Source organism: Gorillibacterium massiliense (genome assembly GCF_000455485.1).
Taxonomy (GTDB): Bacteria; Bacillota; Bacilli; order Paenibacillales; family NBRC-103111; genus Gorillibacterium; species Gorillibacterium massiliense.
The window spans coordinates 14,241-38,183 of sequence record NZ_CBQR020000102.1 but is presented as its reverse complement, the minus strand read 5'-3'; the positions used below and the strand labels follow the sequence as shown (position 1 = coordinate 38,183).

General features: G+C 54.0%; 23 protein-coding genes and 4 riboswitches. Of the genes, 15 read left to right on the top strand and 8 right to left on the bottom strand.

The genetic code is table 11. The features are described 5' to 3' along the window. Positions 1–9 precede the first annotated feature (9 nt). From TJ79_RS13305 to TJ79_RS13295, 3 genes are all read left to right on the top strand, one after another. Positions 10–765: a threonine/serine exporter family protein gene (locus TJ79_RS13305; RefSeq protein WP_040950809.1), complete on the top strand. Its 756-nt coding sequence runs from the start codon at positions 10–12 to the stop codon at positions 763–765. A 13-nt stretch (positions 766–778) separates the two neighbouring features. Continuing rightward, a complete protein-coding gene (locus TJ79_RS13300) occupies positions 779–1,213 on the top strand; it encodes a threonine/serine exporter family protein (protein WP_040950808.1) in 435 nt (144 codons plus the stop codon). A 120-nt stretch (positions 1,214–1,333) separates the two neighbouring features. Then, entirely contained in the window at positions 1,334–2,932 is a 1,599-nt protein-coding gene (locus TJ79_RS13295; RefSeq protein WP_238323000.1) for a glycoside hydrolase family 43 protein, read from the top strand. A 297-nt stretch (positions 2,933–3,229) separates the two neighbouring features. On the opposite strand, the gene TJ79_RS13290 is transcribed toward TJ79_RS13295, so the two are convergent. Further along, positions 3,230–4,480, bottom strand: a complete 1,251-nt coding sequence (locus TJ79_RS13290) for a WD40/YVTN/BNR-like repeat-containing protein (RefSeq protein ID WP_040950807.1) — start codon at positions 4,478–4,480, stop codon at positions 3,230–3,232. 330 nt (positions 4,481–4,810) lie between these two features. Between TJ79_RS13290 and TJ79_RS13285 the strand changes: the two genes are divergently transcribed. The 6 genes from TJ79_RS13285 (at position 4,811) to TJ79_RS28155 (ending at position 9,813) form a co-directional block, all read left to right on the top strand. Next, positions 4,811–5,431 carry a TetR/AcrR family transcriptional regulator gene (locus tag TJ79_RS13285; protein ID WP_040950806.1) on the top strand — a complete coding sequence of 207 codons (621 nt, stop codon included), beginning with the start codon at positions 4,811–4,813 and terminating at the stop codon, positions 5,429–5,431. 17 nt (positions 5,432–5,448) lie between these two features. After that, entirely contained in the window at positions 5,449–6,357 is a 909-nt protein-coding gene (locus tag TJ79_RS13280) for an ABC transporter ATP-binding protein (RefSeq protein WP_040950805.1), read from the top strand. Next, complete coding sequence (locus TJ79_RS13275) at positions 6,354–7,151, top strand: ABC transporter permease subunit (RefSeq protein WP_040950804.1); 798 nt, start codon at positions 6,354–6,356, stop codon at positions 7,149–7,151. Before TJ79_RS13280 ends, TJ79_RS13275 begins: the two co-directional genes overlap by 4 nt. A 51-nt stretch (positions 7,152–7,202) precedes the next feature. Then, the gene (locus TJ79_RS13270; RefSeq protein WP_040950803.1) at positions 7,203–8,003 is read left to right on the top strand and encodes an ABC transporter permease subunit; all 801 of its coding nucleotides are present in this window, start codon (positions 7,203–7,205) and stop codon (positions 8,001–8,003) included. A gap of 452 nt (positions 8,004–8,455) precedes the next feature. Continuing rightward, positions 8,456–9,292 (top strand): DUF2785 domain-containing protein, encoded by an 837-nt coding sequence (locus TJ79_RS13265; protein WP_238322999.1) that lies wholly within the window; start codon positions 8,456–8,458, stop codon positions 9,290–9,292. A gap of 98 nt (positions 9,293–9,390) precedes the next feature. After that, entirely contained in the window at positions 9,391–9,813 is a 423-nt protein-coding gene (locus tag TJ79_RS28155; protein WP_155987875.1) for a hypothetical protein, read from the top strand. A gap of 98 nt (positions 9,814–9,911) precedes the next feature. Here TJ79_RS28155 and TJ79_RS26710 read toward each other — a convergent pair whose 3' ends face one another. From TJ79_RS26710 to TJ79_RS13245, 3 genes are all read right to left on the bottom strand, one after another. Further along, a complete protein-coding gene (locus tag TJ79_RS26710; RefSeq protein WP_081756898.1) occupies positions 9,912–11,606 on the bottom strand; it encodes an alpha/beta fold hydrolase in 1,695 nt (564 codons plus the stop codon). Between the two features lie 78 nt (positions 11,607–11,684). Further along, positions 11,685–12,344, bottom strand: a complete 660-nt coding sequence (locus tag TJ79_RS13250) for a polysaccharide deacetylase family protein (RefSeq protein ID WP_202903325.1) — start codon at positions 12,342–12,344, stop codon at positions 11,685–11,687. A gap of 84 nt (positions 12,345–12,428) precedes the next feature. After that, positions 12,429–13,490: a Glu/Leu/Phe/Val dehydrogenase family protein gene (locus TJ79_RS13245; RefSeq protein ID WP_040950801.1), complete on the bottom strand. Its 1,062-nt coding sequence runs from the start codon at positions 13,488–13,490 to the stop codon at positions 12,429–12,431. A 319-nt stretch (positions 13,491–13,809) separates the two neighbouring features. Between TJ79_RS13245 and TJ79_RS13240 the strand changes: the two genes are divergently transcribed. Continuing rightward, entirely contained in the window at positions 13,810–14,691 is an 882-nt protein-coding gene (locus TJ79_RS13240) for a hypothetical protein (protein WP_040950800.1), read from the top strand. Between the two features lie 182 nt (positions 14,692–14,873). Here TJ79_RS13240 and TJ79_RS13235 read toward each other — a convergent pair whose 3' ends face one another. From TJ79_RS13235 to gcvH, 3 genes are all read right to left on the bottom strand, one after another. Continuing rightward, entirely contained in the window at positions 14,874–15,515 is a 642-nt protein-coding gene (locus TJ79_RS13235) for an NAD(P)-dependent oxidoreductase (RefSeq protein ID WP_040950799.1), read from the bottom strand. A gap of 101 nt (positions 15,516–15,616) precedes the next feature. Continuing rightward, positions 15,617–16,486: a VOC family protein gene (locus tag TJ79_RS13230; RefSeq protein ID WP_040950798.1), complete on the bottom strand. Its 870-nt coding sequence runs from the start codon at positions 16,484–16,486 to the stop codon at positions 15,617–15,619. 165 nt (positions 16,487–16,651) lie between these two features. Continuing rightward, positions 16,652–17,050, bottom strand: coding sequence for a glycine cleavage system protein GcvH (gene gcvH, locus TJ79_RS13225; RefSeq protein ID WP_040950797.1), 399 nt, complete (start codon positions 17,048–17,050; stop codon positions 16,652–16,654). A gap of 71 nt (positions 17,051–17,121) precedes the next feature. Continuing rightward, positions 17,122–17,208, bottom strand: a riboswitch (glycine riboswitch). A 3-nt stretch (positions 17,209–17,211) separates the two neighbouring features. Next, positions 17,212–17,359, bottom strand: a riboswitch (glycine riboswitch). 147 nt (positions 17,360–17,506) lie between these two features. Next, positions 17,507–17,604, top strand: a riboswitch (glycine riboswitch). Further along, positions 17,605–17,730, top strand: a riboswitch (glycine riboswitch). It abuts the riboswitch before it with no gap. A 107-nt stretch (positions 17,731–17,837) separates the two neighbouring features. On the opposite strand from gcvH, the gene gcvT reads away from it, so the two are divergent. The 3 genes from gcvT to gcvPB are packed head-to-tail and all read left to right on the top strand — an operon-like array spanning position 17,838 to position 21,816. After that, positions 17,838–18,995 carry a glycine cleavage system aminomethyltransferase GcvT gene (gene gcvT, locus TJ79_RS13220; protein ID WP_040950796.1) on the top strand — a complete coding sequence of 386 codons (1,158 nt, stop codon included), beginning with the start codon at positions 17,838–17,840 and terminating at the stop codon, positions 18,993–18,995. After that, on the top strand, positions 18,992–20,347 hold the full coding sequence (gene gcvPA, locus TJ79_RS13215; RefSeq protein WP_040950795.1) for an aminomethyl-transferring glycine dehydrogenase subunit GcvPA: 1,356 nt from the start codon (positions 18,992–18,994) through the stop codon (positions 20,345–20,347). The genes gcvT and gcvPA overlap by 4 nt, the downstream gene beginning before the upstream one ends. Next, a complete protein-coding gene (gene gcvPB / locus TJ79_RS13210) occupies positions 20,344–21,816 on the top strand; it encodes an aminomethyl-transferring glycine dehydrogenase subunit GcvPB (RefSeq protein WP_040950794.1) in 1,473 nt (490 codons plus the stop codon). Before gcvPA ends, gcvPB begins: the two co-directional genes overlap by 4 nt. 88 nt (positions 21,817–21,904) lie before the next feature. On the opposite strand, the gene TJ79_RS13205 is transcribed toward gcvPB, so the two are convergent. Next, positions 21,905–22,246 carry a winged helix-turn-helix transcriptional regulator gene (locus TJ79_RS13205; RefSeq protein WP_040950793.1) on the bottom strand — a complete coding sequence of 114 codons (342 nt, stop codon included), beginning with the start codon at positions 22,244–22,246 and terminating at the stop codon, positions 21,905–21,907. A gap of 152 nt (positions 22,247–22,398) precedes the next feature. Here TJ79_RS13205 and TJ79_RS13200 point away from each other — a divergent pair, with 152 nt between their 5' ends. Together TJ79_RS13200 and TJ79_RS13195 are read left to right on the top strand one after the other, a co-directional pair. Then, positions 22,399–22,965 (top strand): NAD(P)H-dependent oxidoreductase, encoded by a 567-nt coding sequence (locus TJ79_RS13200; RefSeq protein WP_040950792.1) that lies wholly within the window; start codon positions 22,399–22,401, stop codon positions 22,963–22,965. Beyond that, positions 22,955–23,668 carry an SDR family oxidoreductase gene (locus TJ79_RS13195; protein WP_040950791.1) on the top strand — a complete coding sequence of 238 codons (714 nt, stop codon included), beginning with the start codon at positions 22,955–22,957 and terminating at the stop codon, positions 23,666–23,668. The genes TJ79_RS13200 and TJ79_RS13195 overlap by 11 nt, the downstream gene beginning before the upstream one ends. Positions 23,669–23,943 lie beyond the last annotated feature (275 nt).

Genomic DNA, 23,943 nt, shown 5'->3' with positions numbered 1-23,943 from the left:
GGCGTAAGCATGCGGCAGAAGGTGGCCCCTTCCAACCGATTGATGGACATGTGTTTGCTGGCGGGGAAAATCATGCTGGAAAACGGAGCGGAAACGTACCGGGTGGAGGATACGATGATGCGCATCGCCGCCGCTTTCGGCAAAGGCGCATCCCACAGCTTCGTGACGCCCACCGGTATTATCTTTTCGGTTGACGGCACGAGTCCCGCCCAGATGGTCCGGGTGTTGGAGCGGTCGACGGACCTGAGAAAGGTGACCCTGGTGAACAGCGTATCCCGCCAAATGAGCACAGGCGACCTCAGCCTGGAGGCGGGATACCGTAAGCTTCAGGAGATCGACGTTCTTGGCGCTGCTTATCCGGCGTGGCTTAGGCTGTTGGCGGCAGCTCTTTCCAGCGGCTGCTTCACCATTATGTTCATGGCCGGCTGGGTTGATTTTCTCCCCGCCATTCTGGCGGGTGGCATCGGCTTCGCTGGATTCCTGTTCATTCACCGCTTCGTGCAGATCCGTTTCTTTTCCGAGTTTTCCGCTTCCTTTCTCATCGGGGCAGTGGCTTGGCTGATGGTGAAGATCGGATTCGGGCTGGAGGTCGACAAGATCATCATCGGCTCGGTTATGCCCCTCGTTCCGGGGCTGCTTATTACCAGCGCGGTAAGGGATTTGATGGCGGGACATCTGGTTTCAGGTTTGTCCAAAGGCGCCGAAGCTTTTCTGACTGCCTTTGCCATTGGAGCAGGTATCGCCGTTTCGCTTTCACTTCATTAACGGGGGCAATCTTATGCTTGCGCAGCTATTGACCAGTTTTGTCGCCACCGGCGCCTTCGGCATATTGTTTAACGTTCCCCGCAACCGTCTGTTTTTGTGTGGGCTCACGGGGATGCTGGGCTGGCTGGTTTACTATATCTTGACTCAGAGCGGAATCGATGCGGTTCCGGCGACACTGGCGGCGTCCTTTTCCATCACCGTGCTCAGCCAGTTTTTCGCCAAATGGTTTAAAACGCCGATTATCGTGTTTAGCGTATCTGGGATCATTCCGTTGGTACCGGGGGGCATGTCCTACGACGCTATGCGTTTGTTTGTGGGGAACGACTATGGAATGGCGCTGCAATTGGCGGCAAAGGCGTTTCTGATCTCCGGGGCTATCGCCGTCGGACTCATTTTCTCCGAAGTGGCCAACCAGATCATGCGCAAGCCGAAGCGATCGGGGAAATGAAGGGACTCCCGGTTGAGGGTTTCGAAAGCGAGGCAGCCTGGGTAAGGGAAGCGGCGTCGTCCGCTTACCGATGCGTCTTTTATAAAGTTTTTTACAGCAGAGTTGAGGAGGCAGGTTGTTGTGGTTGGAGAAGGTTTGCAAGAAAACAGTGTTAGGCGTGCTGACGGGACAGGGCAGGGCAAGATCTACCGGAATCCGGTAATCTCCGGGTTTTATCCGGACCCTAGCGTCCTTCGAGTGGGGGATGACTTCTACCTGGTTACCAGCTCCTTCGAGTATTTTCCGGCGGTGCCGATTTTTCATAGCAAGGATTTGGTCAACTGGAAGCAGATCGGGCATATCCTCGACCGGGAGAGCCAGGTGAATCTGGACGAACGAAGAAGCTCGTCGGGCATCTATGCGGCGACACTGCGATATCATGATGGCAGGTTTTATATGATTACCACTGATGTGAGGGGCATCGGCAACTTTTACGTATGGGCAGAGCGTCCGGAGGGGCCCTATTCCGATCCGATTCGTATTCCATATGGCAATATCGATCCCTCGCTCATGTTCGATGACGATGGCAAAGCGTATGTGACTGCGCAAAACGGTGAAGGCGCCGAATCCCATATCATCCAATACGAGATTGACATCCGCACCGGGGAAGCGCTCACCGAACCGGTGGTCGTGTGCCGGGGGGACGGCGGAGTTTGGACCGAGGGGCCGCATCTTTATAAAATAAACGGCATGTACTATGTCTTCTGTGCTTGTGGCGGTACGGGTGAGGATCACCGTGAGCTGGTTGCCCGCAGCAGTCATGTGTTCGGCCCTTACGAGCTATATCCGCAACCGGTGCTGACCCACAATCAGATGCAGGATCATCCGCTGCAATATATAGGTCACGCCGATCTGGTGGATGACAGGAACGGCAACTGGTGGGCGGTTTTCCTCGGAGTCCGGCCGGTGCCAAGTAGCGAGGGCAGCTTTACTCTTCTTGGGCGGGAAACCTTCCTCGCCCCGGTGATATGGACGGAGGACGGCTGGCCGGTTATTGACAATAATGTGGGCAACGTCGGCTTTTTGATGGAAACGGATGGGCTGTTGGCTCCGCAGGAAGAAACAGCGCAGCTTGAACAAGATGATTTTGACGGAAGCGTGCTGGACCTTTCTTGGGCGTTTGTTCGCACCGAGCCGAAGAATTCGTATTCCTTGACGGAACGGCCGGGATGGCTGAGGTTAAAAGGCAACGCGTTGACGCTTAGCGATGTAGCAACGCCGGCTTGCGTGTTGAAGCGCCAGCGGCATTTTCGGATGCGGATGAGCGCCTGCATGGAGTTCCATCCCAGAGCGGACGGTGAAGAGGCGGGACTGTGCGTCCGGTATAACGATTCAGCCCACTATGAGATCGGCGTAAAAAATATCGCCGGCGAACGGTTCGTCGTAGTCTCTTGTACGATGAAAGGGGTAACGGAGGGAATCGGCCGCATGAAGTTGATGGATGACGCAGAAGCGGCTCCCGTGTTCCTTGCTGTCACCAGCGATGAGGAAGCGTACTCCTTCTCCTGCTCGTCGGATGGACAGGAGTGGCGGGAGCTGGGATCAGCCCCGACGCGCCTGTTGTCCACGAATGTAAACGCAGGCTTTCTCGGCGTATGTGCGGGTCTCTATGCCACGGGCAATGGCACGGCTTGCCAAACTCCAGCCGATTTCGACTGGTTCCGTTACGAGATTCTTTGACGGCTCCGCACCGAGCACGGATAGAGGATAGCCCCCGTCGGTCTCGTACGAAGAAGGCGTGAACTGCAAAAACCGCAGCTTAATTTCAGCGATTCCCTCTCTTTAGCCAATTTGGGGTGAATAAGCTGCAGGTTTTACATCATAATCGCCAAAACGGTGGCTACGCGGAAAATAAGATGTATAAATTGCAGTTCGCATAGCGATTTTAGCCCATACCTCATTCCCTGTTCGGACAAACAAAAGGCGGCGCCTGGCTTCTTACAGCCATGGCGCCGCCTTTTTCATGAAACCTTCGCATTAAGGCGAGAACGTGTGTACCTTGCTCCACGTTTTGCCGCCGTTGGATGAAGTGTAGAGCACCGATGGCGCGCTTGCATCCGTCGTGATCAGCCAGACGTGTTCGGCATCGACTGCGGCGATTTGCTGCTTGCCGTAGCCGGGAAACTCACCGGGCTGGTTCACCCACGTTTTGCCGCCGTCTGTCGTCTTGCCCATGGTGTTGGTATTGTCGCAAGCCAGACATTGTCCACCCATGAAGGCATTCTGGGGATTTACGACATAGAGGGCTCCAGGGCTGTTGCCGGTATTGCGCGGGACCTTCGTCTCTTCATTCATCCCAAAGCCCGGAGCTGGCCCGGAACCCGCTTGGTCATTAGCCAAAACCCGGATCCACGTTTTTCCTCCGTCCGCGGTATGGAACAAGGAGTAGGAGGTTTGGGACATGCCGGAATCGCCGATGAGTTCGACCCAAGCATCGTTCTTGCCGGTAGAACGGATAACGACGCCGTTCACGCTGCCGGCGGAATTTCCGGTCATCACCGAACGCCATGTTTTCCCGCTGTCTTCTGTGCGCGAAATATGAAACTTGCCGCTTTCCTGGGTCACCGCCCAGCCGTTATTGGCATCGTGAAAATACGGATCGCCCACCATCCCGGCGGGTACCGGCAGCTCGGTCCAGGTTTTGCCGTCGTTCACTGTATGCGCCTGCCCGCTGAAGGCTTCCTGAGGCGTCACGAAATGGAAAAACGCCCGGTTCGGCACCGTTCCGGTTTCTGTCCAATGGGTGCCGCCGTCCGTCGTGTGAAAAAGCTGTAGGCTTTTCGTGTTGTCGGAACCGAGGGTGGCCCAAGCGGTTTTGCCATTCAGAGCGAAAATTTGCTGCACGGTGGAAGCCGGGCTCATTTGCTTGAGCCAGGTTTTGCCGCCGTCGTCGGTGCGGGCGATCCAGCCTTCGCCGCCGGCCCAGCCGCTATTGGCGTCCGCCAGCCGCAGCGCCGTGACGATGCCTCCGAGCTTTGTCGACGCTTCATTCGCCGGAGCCGCCGTCGGCTTGGTGGATACGGACGGCTGCCCGGCTGCCTTCGTCGGCTCCGCTGGAGACGGCGACAGCGACGGTGCTGCGGACTCGCCCACGCCAGTCGTGCCAGTTACCGACTTCGTCGGAGCGGCAGACCCGTTGACGGCGTTGTTTCCGCCGCCGCATCCGGCCAGCCCCAGCACAAGGACTGCCCCTAAAAGGAGACCTCCTGTTTTTCGAAATACCTTCATGATGAATCAGCTCCCTTCTTGACTAACTGACGATGGCGCCGCCGCAAAAGTTCCAATCTTTTCATCCCTACCGTTTTAGTAAGTTACCCAAACGGGCAGAAAATGAATAAACAGGACTCGTTATACCGGGGAAAAGACGGGTTCCGGATAATCCCCAAACAAAGCGCGAGCGAGCTAGCGGGAGGCAGGATGGCGAAAACGGAAGAAAGGATGCGATCCACTTCCAGCAACCGGCTTTCGCGGGAAAAACATAAGCGTGGACAGCGTTGACCGGTCCGGTCAACAGGAATATGCTGATCTTGACCAGCGCGGTCAATGAAAGGAGGACGCATGTACACGAAATTTCTCAACCTAGATGAGGATAAAAAAATCCGCATCTTAAACGCAGCTATGAAAGAATTCGCCGCCAAAGGCTATGAGCGCGCCTCCACCAATGAGATCGTGAAGGAGGCGGAAATCGCTAAGGGCTTGCTTTTTCACTATTTTGCCAACAAGAAGCAGCTTTATCTTTTTCTGTACGATTACTGCATAGACGTGATTATCGAGGACTTTTACAAGAAAATGGATTACTCCAGAACGGATTTCTTCGACCGGCTGCGCCAGAGCATGGAAATCAAATTCGAGATTTGGGAGAAGTACCCCGACATTTTCGAATACGTGAAATCTTCCTACCTGGAAACGGCAAGCGAGGTTCACGGGGAGATGGAGGAAAAGCGCAAAGTCATTATGGGAGAAAGCATGCCCAAGATTCTGGACGGCGTCGACTACAGTTTCTTTAAAGAGGGCATCGACCTGGATAAGGTCTATAACATCGTCATGTGGAGCTTCGAACACTACGGTATGGAGATGGTGAAAAACGCCCGGGCTATGTCGGAGTTGATGGACAAGAGCCGAATTTTTCCGGAAGTGGACGCGTATATTCAGTTGTTTAAGGATGCGTTCTATAAATAAAGGCGGAGGCCATGAACATGAATGTCATTGAGATCAATCAGCTCACCAAATCGTACGGAAAATCCCGGGGGATCGTGGATGTCAGCTTCAATGTGGAGGAGGGGGAAGTATTCGGCTTCATTGGCCCCAACGGGGCGGGAAAATCCACCACCATCCGCACGCTGCTGTCGTTGATTTATCCTACCTCTGGGAGCGCTAAAATTTTCGGCAAGGACATCATTAAGGACGCCGTAGAAATCAAGAAGGAGATCGGTTACCTGCCCTCGGAAGTGTTTTATTACGACAACATGAGGGTCATCGACCTGCTGAACTATTCCGCCAGCTTTTACAAAAAGGATTGCAGCAAGCGGATCAAAGAGCTATCCGAACGGATGGATTTGGACCTCTCCCGCAAAATCGACGATCTGAGCTTCGGCAATAAAAAGAAAGTCGGCATCGTGCAGGGCTTGCTCCACGATCCCAAGCTGATCATCCTCGACGAACCGACTAGCGGCCTCGACCCGCTGATGCAACAGACGTTTTTCGAGCTGCTGAAGGAGGAAAACGCCAAGGGCGTCACCATCCTGTTCTCGTCCCACATTTTGAGCGAAGTGCAGCGGATGTGCCACCGGGTGGGCATCATCAAGGACGGTCGCTTGATCAAGCTGGAAAAAATCAGCACCCTCCATGAAAACACCGACAAGCGATTTAAGCTGGAAACGAAAACCCTAGGCGTGGCCGCCGGCATCGCCAAAGTGGAAGGCGTCAGCCAAGTGGAAACAGCTCAGGAAGACGGCAAGGAAACGGTGAAGTTCCTGTTCCACGGGAACCTGAACCTGATCATGCGCAAGTTGGCGGAGACGGAGCTGACGAATATCTGGATCGAGGAGCCCGATCTGGAGGAGATTTTCATGCATTTTTACGAAAAAACGGGTGATCGCATATGAACATCTTCCGGCACGAATGGCGGTCGATCAGCCGGTCGACTCTCATCTGGACCTTGTCCATGAGCGCGGTGGCAGCGCTGTTCTTCCTGCTGTTTCCGGCGATCAGCGCCGAGTCGTCCGATTATTTGGACGTCCTGAACAACTATCCCAAGCCGCTGCGGGACGCCTTGGGAATTAACGTGGAAATGATGGGCACGGTGCTCGGGTTCTACTCTTTTGCCTTCAGCTTCATTTTGCTTTGTGCGGCGATTCAGGCGGCGAATTTGGGCTTCGGCATCCTGTCCAAGGAATCCCGGGAAAAGACGGCGGATTTTCTGCTCACCAAGCCGGTGAGCCGCGGGCAGATCGTTACCGCCAAACTGTCGGCCGCTGTGGCCGCTCTCGTGGTCACCAATGTCGTCTACATGGCCATCAGCGGATTTTTGGCCTGGCAGGTGAAGGATGCGCCCTTTAAGTGGTCGACTTTTCTGCTCATTTCCTTGTCGGCCCTTATGCTGCAATTGCTTTTTCTGTCCCTCGGCCTGTTCGTATCGGTACTGGTGCGGAAAATCCGCTCCGTTCCTTCCGTATCCCTCGGCGTCGTGTTGGGCTTTTATATCGTCGGCATGCTCGGCTCGGTCATCGGGGACAAGGCGGTCCGGTATATCACGCCGTTCAAGTATTTTGACACCACCTATGTCATCGGCCACAACGCGTACGAAACGCCTTATGTCATTCTGGCGGCGGTGCTGATCATTTTATTTACTGCGGCTGCCTATGTCATCTACCGGAAAAAAGACATCCATGCGGTATAAAGCGCGGGTGGCTCGACCGGAGTTCCTATTTCCAGTAAAAGAGGGTTGGCTATGAACTTATTTTGGCGGGAAATGAAAGCCCACCGTAAATCGCTGATCATCTGGAGCGTTTGCGTGTTCGTTTTGATGCTGGCAGGGATGCAGAAATACGATGCCCTGTACAGCGGGGGACAAGGCACGGAGCTAATCGACAAAATGCCCAAAGCGTTGAAGGCGATCTTCGGCATGGGCAACGGCTCCCTGGATCTGTCCACAGCAGCCGGTTTCTACGGCTTGATGTTCGTCTATCTGCTGCTCATGGCCGCTTTTCACGGCACGATGCTCGGTTCGGATGTGATCGGCAAGGAGGAACGGGATAAAACGGCGGAGTTTTTGCTGGCGAAGCCCATCTCTCGGACGGAAATCATCAGCTACAAGCTGCTCGCGGCCCTCGCCCAACTGGTAATCTTCAATCTCGTTTCCTGGCTCAGCTCCTACTTATCTTTGGCTGCCTTCGGTGACGAGGCGGGGATGGGCGGCAAGCTTGCCCTGATGATGGGGGGATTGTTCCTGATGCAGCTCCTCTTCCTGGCGCTGGGGAGCGCACTCTCGGCGTCGGCTGCTAACCGCAAACGGGCAGGCAGCTTGGGTACGGCGGTCATTTTGGTCACGTACATCCTATCTTTCGCCGTGGTGATGAACGACAAGCTGGATTTTCTGAAATATGTGTCGCCCTTCCAGTACTTTTCCGCCGATCAGGTGGTCAATGACGGAGCTTGGAACGCGGTATATCTCATTCTGTCCGTGGTGTTCACCGCGGCGATGACCTGGTTTATGTACGCGATCTACCGGAAGCGGGATATGCAGGTGTAAGGCAATTGGATGGCGTGAAAAAGCTCGGACAGAATGATAGCCGGGCTTTTTGGCTCTTTAAGAAAGTATAAGTTTCTCGAACACTTAGCTTAAACCGTTACGGTAAACGTCGCTCGTCCTGTATGGGCGGTGTTAACCGTTTATCCTTGAGTTTGAAGGTGTTAAGGGTTTGTATTGGAAAGTGCTATTGTAAAATATGCAATCAATTGAGCGCTTTAGTGCCGTATTGAGGAAGGTGGTTGTAAATTGTACAACAGAGGAAGCCATTTGCGGCCTCTAGCGGCTTTTATGGTAACCATCTGGTGCACTTTATACAACGGGAATTCAAGAAAACACTAAAATTTGTAAGTTCAATTGTACTTTTTGCATGAGAGAGCTGTATTCAAATAGGTAACGCCGGACAGCCGGTGGTTTAAGAAGAATCTCATACGATCGTCTATTTTGCGAGAAATGTGGTGGTCCTTTTGGATTTGAAGGAGCAGCTTAAAGGTTATAAAAATGGTGGCATCGAATATTTATCCGAACATGAATTGGACTCCTTAATGGATTCGATGCTGGCTCATATCGGCTCCACGGACAGCGAGCTTCGGGACGGGTTAATCTATCCTATTTTCAGCCGTGTAGTATATAAAAACATCAATGACCCTATAAGAATGGAAAAGATACTGACGAAGCTTCTCGATGATCACCATCTGCTTCTCGCAATCGGCAATAAGGATGACGATTCCGTATTCACGCGTTCCTTTTCCGCTTTAATTATTGCCGCGATTATTGATAGGGATAGGAAAAGCCGGTTCTTATCGAGTCAAATGCTGATTGAAACCTTTGAAATTGCCGTTCGCTATTTGAAGGCGGAGCAAGATACGAGAGGATACGTCGAAAATAAAGGGTGGGCGCACAGTATCGCGCATGGAGCGGATTTGCTGGAGGCTTTAGTCAGGCATCCTTTTGTAGATAAGCAGAGAAGCATCCTGGCATTAGACGCCATCCATACGTGTGTATTCAAAGAAGTCGTTTATATTAACGACGAAGATTATCGGCTTATCGCGGTGCTGACCGGCATGCTGGAAACAGGGAAGCTGGGCACGGAGCTGGACGAGTGGATGCTTTCTTTTGAGCGGGAGCTAGCCATTCTTCATAAAAACGAGCCACCCATCCCTTTTTATAGAACGCGAACGAATGTATTGAATTTCTTAAAATCGCTCTATTTCGTTCTGGATGCAAGAAGCTATCATGTGGACTCGTTGTATCTGTTAAAAAGAGCAATTCAAACGTTATCCGAGTACTGAGGGCTCCATTTGCTAAGTTGGAATGTGAGGGATATCCATTGAACAGAATATTCAATAAACGGACTCTTATTTCGTTGATCGTTTTAGCATTCAGTGTAATGGTTTTCGCGAAAGAACACCCTAATGAGATCGTTGAGACGTTCACAAGTCCAAATACGACGTTCGAAAAAGAAGTAATAAAGAAAATTGGAAATAGAGAAGTCCCCAGTGTAACGGTAGTCTCTCCATCTGAAAAGAAAGGAGTAAGTCTTCATGACCCAAAAGAGATAAACTCCATTTTAGAGCCCATGTCGGAGTTGAAACTGAAGCGAATACATAATCTTCCAGATTCGAGTAAAATCACACCGGATTATTCGATAGCAATATCAATTGAACAAGAGATCACGTTTTATATTACCTTGGATGATAAAGGTAAATATCTCGAAATCTTTAACTTTTCCAAAAACACACATACCGTGTATCAACTACAAAGTGTTGTCAACGAAGAGGTTTTAGAGAAGTATGTGAATACTACTAAATAATCCATCTATTAAAAAAGTCGAATCCGGGAGGATACCCGCATTCGACTTTTCACTTTTAAAGCCAAATCTAACCTACATGGGAAGCCTTATTGCGCCGTCTACTTCAAAATCCATGCGCCAATATCGGTGATGACTTCCTTGGAAACTGTCCCAGGGACGCTGTATTCCGCTGTGGTGCCCGCGCCGGGGCCGCTGTAATCGACGAAGAAATGGTTGAGGCCGGGATAGAGCTTGAAGGAAGCTTGCGGATCACCTTTCAGGAGATCCTTCCACATTGGAAAATCTTTATCGGGATAGACCTGGAAGTCGTCCTGTCCCTGAAGGACAAGCACTGGCTTCGTCAGCTTCTTCGCGTAATCGGCCGCGCTATGGCTGTCCATCTCCTTAAAGTAAGTAGCGGGGAGGCCGAATACAGTCGTCTTCTTGGCTTCATCATCGGACATGGTGGCGATGGTTTTCGCTTTGGCGTATTCCGCTTCAACAAGATCGTTGCCTGTCTTTTTGTTGGGATCGCTGTCCGCCATAGTGGCAAGAAGGGCCGTGTTCTGGTCATGGATAATCTCCCAGAGCGGTCTCGGCGAACCTGCCAGCAAGATAAGCCCGGCAAAATCGCCGCCCTCGGCGTCGATACGCGGGGCAAGCATGCCGCCCAGGCTGTGTCCGATCACGTAGACACGTTTCGGATCAATCCGGGGGTCGGCCTTCAGCAGCTTCGCCGCGGCAATGGCATCGTCGACGGTTTCATCTTTCACTGTGATGGCGGCCACCATTTCAGGAGTATACGAAGCTCCGTATGTATAGGTCCGCTTGTCATACCGGAGTACCGCGATCCCTTGCTCCGCGAGTCCCCAGGCGAGATCGCGGAAGGGTGCGTAAGCGTCTGCGGTTTCGTTGCGGTCGCTAGGGCCGGAGCCTTGAACAAGCACCACGGCGGGCAGCGGGCCGGTGACTTTCGCCGGTATAGTCAGGGTTCCTTTTAAAGGATAGGCGGTATCTTTTCCGACGATTACTTCTTCTTCCTTCACGCTAGCGGGCGCTATCGCCTGGGAAGGAGCATCCTGGAACAAGAGGCCATTTACCTTCAAGTTGGCGTCTATGCTGAGGGTCAGCTTGAGGTTCGCCTTCTCAAAGGCAAGGATGAGGATATAGACCTTCGAGCCGCTGGAAGATTGAGACTCGGCGGAGTTTACTTTCACGAACGCTCCTGCAGTTTTCGCCAGTTGCATCCCGGCAGCGCTGAGTTGGGAGACGGGCACGGACTTTTTCATATCGTCGCTGAAGTACTTATCCGATAGTTTTTGATAGTCTCCCTGTGTAAACAGGCTGATGATGCTTGAGACGGCTTTATCTTGAAGTGCGGAGACGGATGTGATTGCGGCTTCTTTTTTGGCGGTGTCATACTTGGCTTCGGCGCCGAGCACATCCTGATAGAAGGACAGCGGCACATACACCCGATCCTTCTTCATAAAAGCGGCTGAGACAAAAGGCTTTTCCGCCCCATTAAGGACGGCTTTGGAGCTTCCCACTTTGACGACGGCGTCTATGCCGTATCCGCTCAGATAGACTTCTTGGGAGGCGCTTGAGTAAGAAACCTTCAGCCCCAGTTCTTCCGCGGCAGGCCGAATCGGCAGCAGCAAAGTGCCGTTATTTTCATAGGGCTGCGCGTCCGCGAAGATGACGGGAGCTTGATTCACCAGCACTTTTGGACTTTGCGGGCTTGCCGCCGAAGCCATGACCGGCATGGCTGATAAAAGCAGCAGAAGCACCATAGATAATCCTAGTATTTTCTTCATTTAGAAAATTCCTCCTCTCGGAAGTAGAGTACTACAATCGAGAGGTTTGAACAAGATTGCTGGTTGTGAATAGCGGCCTTAGAGTGAATCGTCGGGAGGGCAGGCTTGTCCATTTTCAGCCAGTTTCAGCAGCTCGCTGACCGTAACGAGCCGGTAACCTTCCGCAGTCAAGCGGGGGACAAGCTGGCGGATCGCTTCTACGGTCTGGGAGCGGTCGTCGTAGCCGTCGTGGAAAATCAGGACACTGCCTTCGGCAAGCCGCGGTAATGTTTTTTCCAGGATGAAGTCCGTTCCCGGCATCTCCCAGTCTCGGGCATCCCCGTTGACCGCGCCGATCATGGCGTAGCCGTAGCGCCCGCAGAGTCGGGCGACGTCATCGTTGCAATTGAAGTAAGGCGGACGGAAGACGGCTGGTTTGCCGCCGGTTGTTTGAAAGATCAGCTCCTCGGTTTTTTGCAGCTCCTCGATGCGCTGCTCCTCGCTGACTTCGGTCATTGCGGGGTGGCTATACGTATGATTGCCTAACTCGTGACCTTGCTCATGAATGGCCGCCGCCACGTCAGGGTATTTCTCTAGATTAGAGCCTTGGATGAAAAAGGTGGCTTTTCCTCCCGCCTCCCGGAAAATCTCCAGAATTTGCGGTGTATATATCGGATTCGGGCCGTCGTCGAAGGTGATAGCCACCGCTTTTTGATGGGTTTGGACTCGGTCGATGATGACCGGCAGGGTTTCGCTCATTGCGATCATGCTCCTTTGGCGGATAGTGTTTTACGGACTGCATGAACGTATTCGCCGCGGAGCCGGCGGTTCCTTCCATATAAGTTAAGACTGACGTGTTTGGCGTTGCGCGAGGGCTTGCAAGGCTAGGCGATCGGCAGCTTCGCCGGGGGTGATTCCGGCGGCTTTGGCGGAAGCGAATACACGGCGCAGAGTCGTCCGAATCCGCTCTACCTGACGTTCCGCGAAATCGGCGTCGCAGCTAGCCAGCTCGGCAGCGGTGACGATAATTCCGCCTGCGTTGATGATGTAATCCGGCGCGTAGAGGATGCCCCGCATCGCCAATGCAGCGCCGATCCGCTCCTCCACCAATTGGTTGTTGGCCGCTCCGGCGACGATTTTGCAATTGAGCTGTGGGAGCGTCACGTCGTTCAAGATGCCGCCGATGGCGCACGGTGCGAAAATGTCGCAGGTGGTCCGGTGGATAACGTCCGGTGAAACGGGATTAGCACCGGCAAAATCCTCAGACGCCCGCCGTAAAGCGGCTTCGTTTGTATCCGTTATGATCAGGCTGACTCCCGCGCGGCTTAAATATCGGCAGAGCCAGTAGCCGACTTTGCCCATGCCTTGGACCGCAATGGTGCGCCCGTTTAGGTCATCGGAGCCGTAAATCTCCTCAAGAGCAGTTTTGATGCCTAAAAAGACTCCATAAGCGGTCATTTTTGCCGTAAAATCCCCAACAGCACCCAGCGACCCGGAGATATCCGTCACGTAGTCCGTTTCGTCGCTGATTCGATCCATATCCGTTACGGTTGTACCCAAATCCAGGCCTGTGATATACCGGCCGCCCATTCCCTGCACCGCTCGCCCGAAAGCGCGAAAAGCCGCTTCCCGCTTGCCGCTTGCGGGGGGAGCGAGGATGACCGCTTTGCCTCCACCATAGGCAAGTCCAGCCGCCGCCGATTTATACGTCATGCTGCGGGCTAGGCGAAGGGCGTCCTGCACAGCCGCTTCCTCGCTAGGATAGGCCCACATCCTGCAACCCCCGAGAGCGGGTCCGAGGGTCGTATTGTGAATGGCGATGACGGCTTTGAGCCCGCTGTCCGGATCGTGGACGAAAACAAGCTGCTCGAAATGCCCGTGCTCCATTTCTCCCCAAATGTCCATTACGGTTCACTCCTTTCCCGGTAGTTCATCATATGGAGATGAGGGGACGACTGGTGCAAGCGGGCGGGTGAATGTCCAATAATAAAACGTTGGATAATGTCATTATTATTCTATGTGAGCCACAATATTGGCAGATAAATGCCAAATCAAGCGATATATTGAAATACATATCCACTTTCAAAGACCCGTGCCATTTTCAAGGTGAACGGAGGGTTTTATGGGGTTTGGAAAAGATTTACAGAAGAGTGCCAATGGTTCCTTCACCTTAGCGCTGATTAAACCATTTGAAGCAAGTTTGCCCGTAAGGAGGGGGTTGATCGTGGCGAAACATTTGAAAATCGGGTTGGGGAGTGCAATCATCGGGTTTTTGGCGTTGGCCATTGTCATCATCCGTGGAGCTATGGCGAGTAAGGAAGATTCCGGCTATGTGTGGGATGGAGTTTGGCTGCCGGTTCCAATAGATGTGTGTATGTCCTTTGAGCCAACGATAAAAGAATTCACGAAGAGAGCGGATCATATTGTTATTGGCACGGTGAAGGAAACAGGGACATACGACAATTCGAGTCCGTTATATCTAGTTTCCGTTAAGAAAGAGGTCAAAGGTCAGCTCGATGAACCGTTAATCCATGTTACCTCCAATGATCCCCTTCATAAGGGAGAGACCTATTTCTTATTTTTGGAAAGCTCTGAATCGCCTTTTATCGATTATGTTAACTATAGAGTAACTAATCTTTCGTGGGTGAACCCTGTGAAGGATGGAGTCTTCCTATCCGGTCCCTTCAAGGATATTCGGGTTAACAGGCTGGCGAAAGATATTCAATCGCTGCCGGAAGCAAAGTTCAAAAACGAACGGACAAAGGTTATTGACCATGTGGACAGCGTTCAGGAGATGATCGGGATTTCCGACGCGGTTATCATGATCAAACCGTTAGATTATTCCATGGATAATGGCGTCATTCGCCTGTTTACCTTTAAAATCCTCGAGAAGTTCAAGGACGATCAACGGTTGCTCAACGCCCAGAGTATTATCCTTGCGAATACCGTGGAACCTGGAAAGAAGTATCTGTTATTTCTGAAATTGCTGGGGGACCCCGATGCTGTCCCAAGTCTGCAGCTCGCCGCCCGTCATGGAAGTGTCATTGCGGAGGAGGATCAAGCCAATTGGGAGAAAGTGCTTGGCAAGTTGAACGCGCAGAAATAGCGCTTTATCCCGCTGCTTATCGTCATCATCATCGGACTACGGTGGATCGTCAAAGGTATAACTACGGAACTCAAGGGATCATCCAGCATAAAGGCTGCGGCAGGGTAAGATTCACTCTGCCGCAGCCTATTTCATTCATGCGAAGCTGCCTATACGAAAACCGTCCGGCGTCGCTCTACCGTTTACTCGGCCTCGCCGACGACGGTGAAGCGCTCTTTGCGGTGCTGGGGGTTCTCGATTTCGTCCACAATGGCGATTGCGTAATCGGGGTAACTGATGTAGCTGCTGCCTTTGGAGTTTACCAGCAATTCGTCCTTGCCTTGCTGGTAAGCACCGGTGCGTTTGCCCGTCGGGTCAAAAAAGGCCGAAGGGCTGACAAAGGTCCAATCGATATCGGCCGTCCCTTGCAGATCTTTCAGGTTTTCGCCTTGATGATAAGCCGTCTGAAAAAACTGCGGCGGGAAATCCGCCGTGTCCATCAACCGGGTCGTGTGGCCCTCATCGGTAAAAAGACTCCCAGCGCCGCCGACCACGATCAACCGGGTTTTCGGGCTGCCCTTTACAGCCTCGATAAGCGTCCGTCCGGCTTTCACATGCAAATCTTCTTCCCCTGGAGCTGCAGCGAAGGCATTGATGATCGCGTCGAAGGAGGAGATATCCTCGTTGGTCAGATCGAACAGGTCTTTCTCTAATATTTTTCCATGAAAATCATCCAGTTTCAGGGCGTTTCGGACGATAGCCGTTACGTCATGGCCGCGTTTCATCGCTTCCTTGACCAACTGGTTGCCGGCTTTGCCGGTTGCTCCGATGACTCCGATTTTCATATATACATCCTCCAGTATGATGGGATTCCCGCTTAACCAGTAGCATGCGGGTTGATCTTCTATACAAAATCATAACCCCCCGGGCACCCGGACAAGTTACGCTAAAGAGCCAACAGCTTGACGACGATCTGGTTGTCATCCATGGATGTCCACACGCCTTCATCATCCTGCCATGTCTTATAACCGCGATCCGCGAGGCGCTGAAGCACCTCCTGCCGCTCTTCCTCAGACGTCAGTTGCAGCGAATAAAAATCAAGGCCGGGAGCATTCTTCGGCGCCGGGGGGGCGCCTTTGCCCGCCCATGTATTCAGCCCGACATGGTGATGATAACCCCCGGCAGAAACGAACAAGGCGGAGGGACCGTAATGGAGCACGATATCGAACCCTAATCCATCGCAGTAAAAATGCTCCGCCCTTTGCAAGTCCGCCACATGAAAGTGGACATGCCCCACCGTCGTGCCTGGCGGGAGGCCGGTCCAACTCACGTTTTGCGCCTCCTCCAACAATCCTTCGATATCCACCGGATCGGCGGCCATGACGTATTCGCCCCGGGGGTCCTTCATCCAGTCGTCCCGGGGACGATCGGCATAAATTTCGATACCGTTTCGGTCGGGATCGCTGATATACAAAGCTTCGCTCACCAGATGATCGCCTTGGCCCACTTCGATGTGTCTTGCCATTAAATTGCGCAGCGCCACGCCCAGCGAGGGACGGGTCGGCACCAGCAGGGCGAAATGATACAACCCGGCATGGGGAGTCCGCTCCTGATGGGAAGCGTCAAGGTTTTGCGCCAGTTCCCGCAGAATAACCAGCGGTCTGCGGCCGTCGGCGCTCATCTCCGCCGTGTCCGTTGTCTGCCGCAACACTTGAAGCCCGACAATATCCCGGTAAAAGACAATGGAGCGTTCCAAGCGGCTGACCTTGATCTGTACATGCCCGATACGCGTATCGGGGTGCAGGCGGCTTTTCATATCCATCTCCCTTTCCGAACTGATCTATCCTATCCTTTGACGAGCGGCAGCTTTTCATACGTCTCACCTGATCTTTTTTGGTAAATGTGCCGCTCTCCATGCATCCGGCATGAAAAAGAGCTGTTCCTAGGCGTTTATGCCGGAGGAACAGCTCTTTTCGTTATTTTACTCTTCTGTTTCAATGTGAGCGGCATATTGCTCGGCGTTCATCAAATGCGCCACCGCTTCTTCTGCTGTACTGCCGATCTCCACTTCAACCAGCCAGCCTTCCCCGTAAGGAGCGCTGTTAACCAGCTCGGGCTGATCGATGAGGGCTGTATTAACGGCGATGACGGTTCCGTTCACCGGGCAGAACAAGTCGGAGACGGTTTTGACCGACTCGATGGTCCCCATGCCGTCTCCCGCGGACATAGCAGCGCCGACTTCCGGCAGCTCCACGAACACGATGTCGCCCAGCCGGTTTTGCGCAAAATCGGAAATGCCGACGCGAACGACGGTATCGCTTACCGTCTCCGCCCATTCATGGTCTTCGCTGTACTTGAACGCTGCTTTGATCTCGCTCATTTTGGATTCTCCTCGTTCGATATCGGATGGGGTACAACAAAAAAAGACAAAGGGAAAGGCATGCGCCTTTTCTCTGTCCTCGGTGCCTGAGAGTTTCTTTTTCTGTTCGACCCCGAACGGAAAAATTACCCCTTTGGCGGCTTTCGCTCTCTCCAGAGCCGCGTCGTAAGGCGGTACGTTTACCTGAGAGATTGGCCACAGGATGGCGGTCCTGACGGCTTGCTCCTTCGGTGCCCGACTTAGGCTATCCTATCGTCTTTCCGTAAGGAAACGAAAAGGTGCCTAGACGGTCTCTCCCGACCTTCTTCATCCGCAATATGTTCGTTACTTTTAGAGTACGCATTGCCCGGCGGGCTGTCAATATCGGGGTTTGTAAATGTGTCAGTTTTATTGACACCGGATGATTTTCGGGATTTAATAGAGGAGAGAAGATTTTCCACAACTTGATAAAAGCGGATGACGGCAGCGGGAGAGATTACCGCGCATCAGGTAACGCCGAAGGAGTAAGCTCTCACCGGAGTGAATCTCTCAGGCAAAAGGACTTCTGCCGGACGCATCTCTGGAGAGAACCGTTCCGTTTCCGTCTTCAAAAACGGCGGGAAGGTCACCCAAGGGGAAACTCGGCGGGCGGAATAACCCGCGTCAGAACAACTCTCAGGTAAAAGGACAGAGACGATAGGCGGTATGCGTGAAGCATATCTCGCCTTTCGCCTGTCCTTTTTTGCGTTGCCGAGCAAGGTTGTTCAAGGCTATTACGGCAGCGACCACAACTGATGAGGTGAGACAAATGGGTGAAAAAAGCGAACTGAAGCGAACTCCACTTTTCCCCGAGTATACCGCGTTTCCCGAAGCACGCTGTATCGATTTCGGCGGCTGGGAGCTGCCGGTGCAGTTCAGTGGTATCGGCAAGGAGCATGAGGCGGTCCGGGAGCGGGCGGGACTGTTCGACGTATCCCACATGGGAGAGTTCATCGTCACAGGGCAGTACGCGGAGTCATTTTTGCAGTCTGTCACCACTAATAACATTGCCCGGCTATCGGATGGGGAAGCCCAGTATTCGCTGATGTGCTACCCGGACGGCGGCACCGTTGACGATTTGCTCGTCTACCGGTTTACGCAGGATTACTACATGTTGGTGGTCAACGCCGCTAATCTCGAAAAGGATTGGGATTGGTTACGGGAGCATTTGATCGGAGACGTCGAATTGAAGGACGTGTCGGAAGAGATGGTGCTCCTCGCTCTGCAGGGGCCTGAAGCGGAAGCCGTTTTGTCGCAGCTTACGGATGCACCGATCGGCGAGTTGAAGGCATTCTCTTTTTTACCGGATGTCTCGGTTGGTGAGGTGCCGGCGATCCTTTCACGCAGCGGCTACACCGGTGAGGACGGCTTCGAGCTGTACGTGGCGGCTGCGGATGCCGGGCGGCTGTGGCGGGCGCTTATCGCGGCAGGGGAGCCAAAAGGGCTTCTGCCCTGCGGTTTGGGAGCCCGAGACACGCTGCGTTTTGAAGCGCGGCTGCCGCTTTACGGCCAGGAGCTGTCGTCCAAGATCAGCCCCCTGGAGGCGGGCCTCGCGCCCTTCGTCAAGCTGGAAAAGGGCGAGTTCATCGGGTGGGAGGCGCTAACCAAGCAGAAAGCGGAAGGCGTAAAGCGTAAGCTGGTCGGTCTGGAGCTGGTAGACCGGGGCATCCCAAGGGCACATTATGCCGTCTACGCGGATGCGACTGGAGAGCGAAAAATCGGGGAAGTCACCACCGGCACTCAATCCCCTACGCTCAAACGAAATCTGGGCTTGGCGCTGCTAGATATGGAGTATGCCGGGCTGGGCACCGAGGTTTGGGTGGAAATCCGCGGTAAGCTGCTGCTGGCCCGCGTGGTGAAAGCCCCATTTTATAAAAGAACCCATAATAATCGAACCCTAGCCGGGAAAGGAGAGCGTCAGTCATGAAGCACCGCTACTTGCCGATGACCGATCAGGATCGCGAGGAAATGCTGGCAACCGTCGGCGTGGAGAAGATGGAGGACTTGTTTGCCGATATTCCGGCAGAGCTTCGCTACAAAGGCGCACTGCCGATGTCGGAGGCGTTGGATGAGGCCGCCCTCCTGAAGCATATGAAGCAGTTGGCCGAGAAAAACGCCGATTTCGAGACCCACACCAGCTTTCTCGGAGCTGGGATATACGATCATCAGATTCCCGTTGTCATCCATCATTTGTTGTCCCGCTCCGAGTTTTACACGGCGTATACGCCCTATCAGCCGGAGATCAGCCAAGGCGAGTTGCAGGCGATTTTTGAATTCCAGTCGTACATTTGCGAGCTGACGGGGATGAAGGTCGCCAACGCCAGCATGTACGACGGGGCCACCGCTTTGGCCGAGGCCGGTGCGATGGCCGCCGCCCACACGAAGCGGCAGCGCATCGTCGTGTCCCGGGCGGTGCACCCGGAAGCGCGGGCGGTGCTGCGCACCACCGCCCGCGGCCTCGGCCTCGAGGTGGCCGAGGTCGGTTTCGACGCCGGCGGTGTCACGGATCTCGTGGCGCTGGCGGAGGCGGTGGATGGGGATACGGCTGCGGTTATCGTGCAGTCGCCGAATTTCTTCGGCTGCATCGAGGACCTGCGGGCCATCGAGCCCATCGCCCACCGCCACAAGGGCCTGCTCGTCGCCGGCGTCAACCCGCTTTCCCTCGGGCTTTTGGAGAGCCCGGGGAGGATGGGGGCCGACATCGTTGTTGGCGACGCCCAGCCCTTGGGCGTGAGCGCCTCCTTGGGAGGCCCCACCTGCGGGTTCTTTGCCGTCACGGAGGCTTTGATGCGGCGGATGCCCGGCCGGATCGTCGGCCAAACCGTCGACCGCGACGGCAAACGCGGCTTCGTGCTGACCCTGCAGGCGCGGGAGCAGCACATCCGCCGGGAGAAGGCCACCTCCAACATCTGCTCGAACCAGGCGCTGCTCGCTCTTTGCGCCTCGATCTATCTGTCGGTGATGGGCAAAACCGGGCTTCCCGAAATGGGACGCCTCAACGTGCAGAAGGCGCACTATGCCGCCGCACTCGCTGACCAAAGCGGAAAGTTGGCGACCGCTTTTTCCGCCCCTTTTTTCAACGAGTTTGTACTCAAACTGCCCGAAAAGGTGGACGTCGGCCGGGTGAACCGCGAACTGCTGCAGATGGGTTTCATCGGCGGCTATGATCTTGGCGCGGATTATCCGGAGCTGAAGGGACATCTGTTGGTAGCGGTGACGGAAAGACGGACCAAAGCGGAAATCGACCGATTCATCAAGAGATTGGAGGCGGCACTATGAGCGGCAGCGAAAAGAAAGAGCAGTCCTTGATATTCGAGTTGAGCAAACCGGGCCGGATCGCCTATTCCTTGCCGGAGTGTGACGTTCCCGAAACCGAATTAACCGATCTGATCCCGGCAACGTATTTGCGGAGCAAGCCCGCTGAGCTGCCGGAGGTTTACGAAGTGGATGTAATCCGGCACTACACGGCGCTTTCCCGCCGGAACTTCGGCGTCGACAACGGATTTTACCCGCTGGGCTCCTGCACGATGAAATACAATCCGAAACTCAATGAAGATACGGCGAGCTTAGACGGGTTCGCTAAAATCCATCCTTATCAGCTCGAGGCAAGCATTCAAGGGGCGTTAGAACTTATGTACCGACTCCAAGAGGATTTGGCCGCGCTGACAGGTATGGACCGGGTCACCTTGCAGCCTGCCGCTGGCGCCCACGGGGAGTGGACGGGACTGATGATGATCCGCGCCTTCCACGAAAAGAACGGCGAAACAGGGCGCCGGAAGATCATCGTCCCCGATTCCTCCCATGGCACCAACCCCGCCAGCGCATCCTCGGCAGGATTCGAGACGGTGACCATCAAATCGGATGCCCGGGGACTGGTCGACCTGGAGGCGCTTAAGGCGGCTGTCGGCAGCGACACGGCGGCGCTGATGCTCACCAACCCCAACACCCTCGGCTTGTTTGAGGAGCAAATCGCCGAGATCGCCGAAATCGTTCACGGCGCCGGCGGCCTGCTGTACTATGACGGCGCGAACTCTAATGCCATCATGGGCATCGCCCGACCCGGAGATATGGGCTTTGATGTCGTTCACCTCAACTTGCACAAAACGATGAGTACGCCTCACGGAGGCGGTGGACCGGGAGCGGGGCCCGTCGGCGTTAAGATGAAGTTAGCACCGTTTTTGCCCGCGCCAACCGTTGCCAAACTAAGCGACGGCACGTACGCCTTCGATAAAGGCAGCGAGGACTCCATCGGGCGGGTGAAGGCGTATTATGGCAACTTCGGCATCCTGGTCCGGGCGTATACGTACATCCGCTCCTACGGACCGGAAGGGCTGAAGGCGGTATCGGAGCAGGCGGTGCTGAATGCCAACTATATGAGAAAACGACTGGAACCGTATTTCCGCACCCCGTACCCGCGCATTTGCAAGCATGAATTCGTACTCTCGGGATCGGGCTTGCTGCAATACGGCGTTCGTACGCTGGATGTGGCGAAGCGGCTTCTGGATTTCGGCTATCATCCGCCGACCATCTATTTTCCGCTCAATGTAGAAGAGTGTCTGATGATCGAGCCGACTGAGACGGAGAGCAAAGAAACCCTCGACGGGTTCATCGACACGCTGATTCGCATTGTGGAGGAGGCTTCCCACGATCCGGAGTTGCTGCTGGGCGCGCCTCACGGTGCTTCGGTCAAGCGGCTGGACGAAACCCAGGCCGCCCGCAAACCGGTGCTGAACTGTTCCTGCGGATGACTGCGGAATATATCGCTTAGAAACCAAAAAAAACCGGCAGGGAACATGTTTCCCTGCCGGTTTCTGTTTTTTGCGTATCAGTCGACCGTTACAGCTGCAGCCCAAACCTTTTCAGCTCGATGAAGATTCTCTCCAGCTTTTCGCCTTTCTCCGTGAGGGTGTACTCCACCCGCGGTGGCACTTCAGGATAAACGGTGCGGCTGACGATTCCGTGTTCCTCCAGCTCCCTAAGCCGCAGCGATAGCGTTTTGGGGCTGATGCCTTCCACAGATTTCTGCAGATCCGAAAAACGCTGCGTTCCCCCGATCAACAAATCCCGGATGATGAGAAACGTCCACTTTGTCCCGATCATATCCAGCGTCTTGGCGATGGGACAAGGCTCTCCCGGGACACCTTTGTTCAATACGATGGGTTCCATGACTGGCTCCATTTCCGGTTCCTCCTCCAAAAAAAATGAGCGGTTTTTTCTAAGATTAGCACAAAAGTTTCGAAAAGGTAACTATATGAATAAAATATCATTACTTCCCAAAAGTTATTATTGCATTCATACTAGTGCCATCAACGAAAAAGGAGTGGCAGCAAATGAACATTCTTATTATCAACGGGCATCAGTCGCATCGCGATTCGGAGGGCAGATTGAATCGGACGTTGACGGAGCGTATGGTCGAGGTTCTGAGTCCAGCTAACAAAGTAGCCGTCAGCATCCTGCAGGAAGGGTACGATGTGGAAGAGGAACGGAGAAAGTTTTTGAAGGCGGACATCGTCATCTATCAAACTCCGATCTATTGGTTCAGCATTCCCGGCTTGCTCAAAACCTACATGGACGAGGTGTACGCCCACGGTACGTTTTTCAAATCATCGAGTCGATATGGCGCGGGAGGATTGCTGGTTGCCAAACGGTATATGTTTTCGACGACATGGAACGCGCCTGCGGAAGCCTTTGGAGATCCTGACCAGTTTTTCGAGGGGGAGTCGCTGGACGAAGTGTTAAGCCATTTGCACCGTGTCCAGCGTTACTTGGGCATGAAACCCCTGCCCAGTTTTGCCTGCTTTGACGTCGTGCATCGCCCCCAGATGGAGGAAGCGTTGCAAAGGTTGGAAAAGCATCTGCAGTTATTAGGGGAAGGAGTGGTAGCGGATGCTTGCTAATCAGAAGATTGTCATCATTGGGGGCAGCTCGGGGATTGGTCTGGAAACGGGAAAACAGGCGCTTGCCTTGGGAGCCGAAGTCGTCATTGCCAGCCGCTCTCCCGAAAAGTTGAATCAGGCAAAAGCCCATCTGGGTGGCCAAACAACGGCGCTGCCGCTCAATACGATGGATGAGCAAGAAGTGGCCGGGTTTTTCGCGCAGCTCGGCCCGTTCGACCATCTGGTCGTCAGTGCGGCGGAGACGGGCGGAGGCGCCTTTTTGCAGGAGGATTCGGCGAAAGCCCGGTTTGTTTTTGAAAGCAAATTTTGGGGCCAATATTATTCGACCAAGTATGCTGCCCCTTATCTCTCGCCGAACGGGTCCATCACGCTGTTTTCCGGTGTCGTGGCTTATAAAGCGACAGCCGGCTCCGCCGTGTTGGGCGCCGCCAACGCCGCCGTCTCGCAGCTTGCCGCAGCTCTTGCTCTCGAGCTTGCGCCAATTCGGGTTAACGCCGTATCGCCGGGGATCATCGATACTCCCTCACGCAGCCGGATGTCGGCGGAGGCTCGGAATGCTTTTTATACCTCCATCGGGGAAAAGCTGCCTGCTAAGCGCGTGGGTCAAGCCGGGGAGGTTGCCCGGAGCGTCATGTATTTGATTCAAAACTCTTTTGTGACAGGAACGGTTCTCCATACGGACGGGGGCCACCGTCTCATTTGATATCATCTGAGGTTTACTTATCTTTTTTTGAGCATCTCTGTCCAGTCGGACTATGATTCCGCAAAGCCCGCAGACTTTGGTATTTGTAAAAGCCGCCTCTAGAGGCGGCTCTTTTTTTGTGGATAGAGAGGTCCCTCTGCCGCCATACTAAGTATATCCGCTAGGAAACACTCTCCAGTGGGCGACAAGATCGATCCGAATCCCGATATTCGAGCGGAAAGTGGGGGCTATCCGGAGAGATGGTTTTATATAGCACCGCGGCAAAGTCCTAAATC

Excerpts from the sequence above, each read along its gene's own strand:
- TJ79_RS13275 (WP_040950804.1), top strand. The coding sequence starts at position 6,354 with ATGAACATCTTCCGGCACGAATGGCGGTCGATCAGCCGGTCGACTCTC.
- TJ79_RS13195 (WP_040950791.1), top strand. The coding sequence starts at position 22,955 with ATGCTTGCTAATCAGAAGATTGTCATCATTGGGGGCAGCTCGGGGATT.
- TJ79_RS13300 (WP_040950808.1), top strand. The coding sequence starts at position 779 with ATGCTTGCGCAGCTATTGACCAGTTTTGTCGCCACCGGCGCCTTCGGC.
- TJ79_RS13245 (WP_040950801.1), bottom strand. The coding sequence starts at position 13,490 with ATGGACATTTGGGGAGAAATGGAGCACGGGCATTTCGAGCAGCTTGTT.
- TJ79_RS13280 (WP_040950805.1), top strand. The coding sequence starts at position 5,449 with ATGAATGTCATTGAGATCAATCAGCTCACCAAATCGTACGGAAAATCC.
- TJ79_RS13285 (WP_040950806.1), top strand. The coding sequence starts at position 4,811 with ATGTACACGAAATTTCTCAACCTAGATGAGGATAAAAAAATCCGCATC.
- gcvT (WP_040950796.1), top strand. The coding sequence starts at position 17,838 with ATGGGTGAAAAAAGCGAACTGAAGCGAACTCCACTTTTCCCCGAGTAT.
- TJ79_RS13270 (WP_040950803.1), top strand. The coding sequence starts at position 7,203 with ATGAACTTATTTTGGCGGGAAATGAAAGCCCACCGTAAATCGCTGATC.
- TJ79_RS13305 (WP_040950809.1), top strand. The coding sequence starts at position 10 with ATGCGGCAGAAGGTGGCCCCTTCCAACCGATTGATGGACATGTGTTTG.
- TJ79_RS13290 (WP_040950807.1), bottom strand. The coding sequence starts at position 4,480 with ATGAAGGTATTTCGAAAAACAGGAGGTCTCCTTTTAGGGGCAGTCCTT.
- TJ79_RS13250 (WP_202903325.1), bottom strand. The coding sequence starts at position 12,344 with ATGAGCGAAACCCTGCCGGTCATCATCGACCGAGTCCAAACCCATCAA.
- TJ79_RS13230 (WP_040950798.1), bottom strand. The coding sequence starts at position 16,486 with ATGAAAAGCCGCCTGCACCCCGATACGCGTATCGGGCATGTACAGATC.
- gcvPA (WP_040950795.1), top strand. The coding sequence starts at position 18,992 with ATGAAGCACCGCTACTTGCCGATGACCGATCAGGATCGCGAGGAAATG.
- TJ79_RS26710 (WP_081756898.1), bottom strand. The coding sequence starts at position 11,606 with ATGAAGAAAATACTAGGATTATCTATGGTGCTTCTGCTGCTTTTATCA.
- gcvH (WP_040950797.1), bottom strand. The coding sequence starts at position 17,050 with ATGAGCGAGATCAAAGCAGCGTTCAAGTACAGCGAAGACCATGAATGG.
- TJ79_RS28155 (WP_155987875.1), top strand. The coding sequence starts at position 9,391 with ATGGTTTTCGCGAAAGAACACCCTAATGAGATCGTTGAGACGTTCACA.
- gcvPB (WP_040950794.1), top strand. The coding sequence starts at position 20,344 with ATGAGCGGCAGCGAAAAGAAAGAGCAGTCCTTGATATTCGAGTTGAGC.
- TJ79_RS13205 (WP_040950793.1), bottom strand. The coding sequence starts at position 22,246 with ATGGAGCCAGTCATGGAACCCATCGTATTGAACAAAGGTGTCCCGGGA.
- TJ79_RS13235 (WP_040950799.1), bottom strand. The coding sequence starts at position 15,515 with ATGAAAATCGGAGTCATCGGAGCAACCGGCAAAGCCGGCAACCAGTTG.
- TJ79_RS13200 (WP_040950792.1), top strand. The coding sequence starts at position 22,399 with ATGAACATTCTTATTATCAACGGGCATCAGTCGCATCGCGATTCGGAG.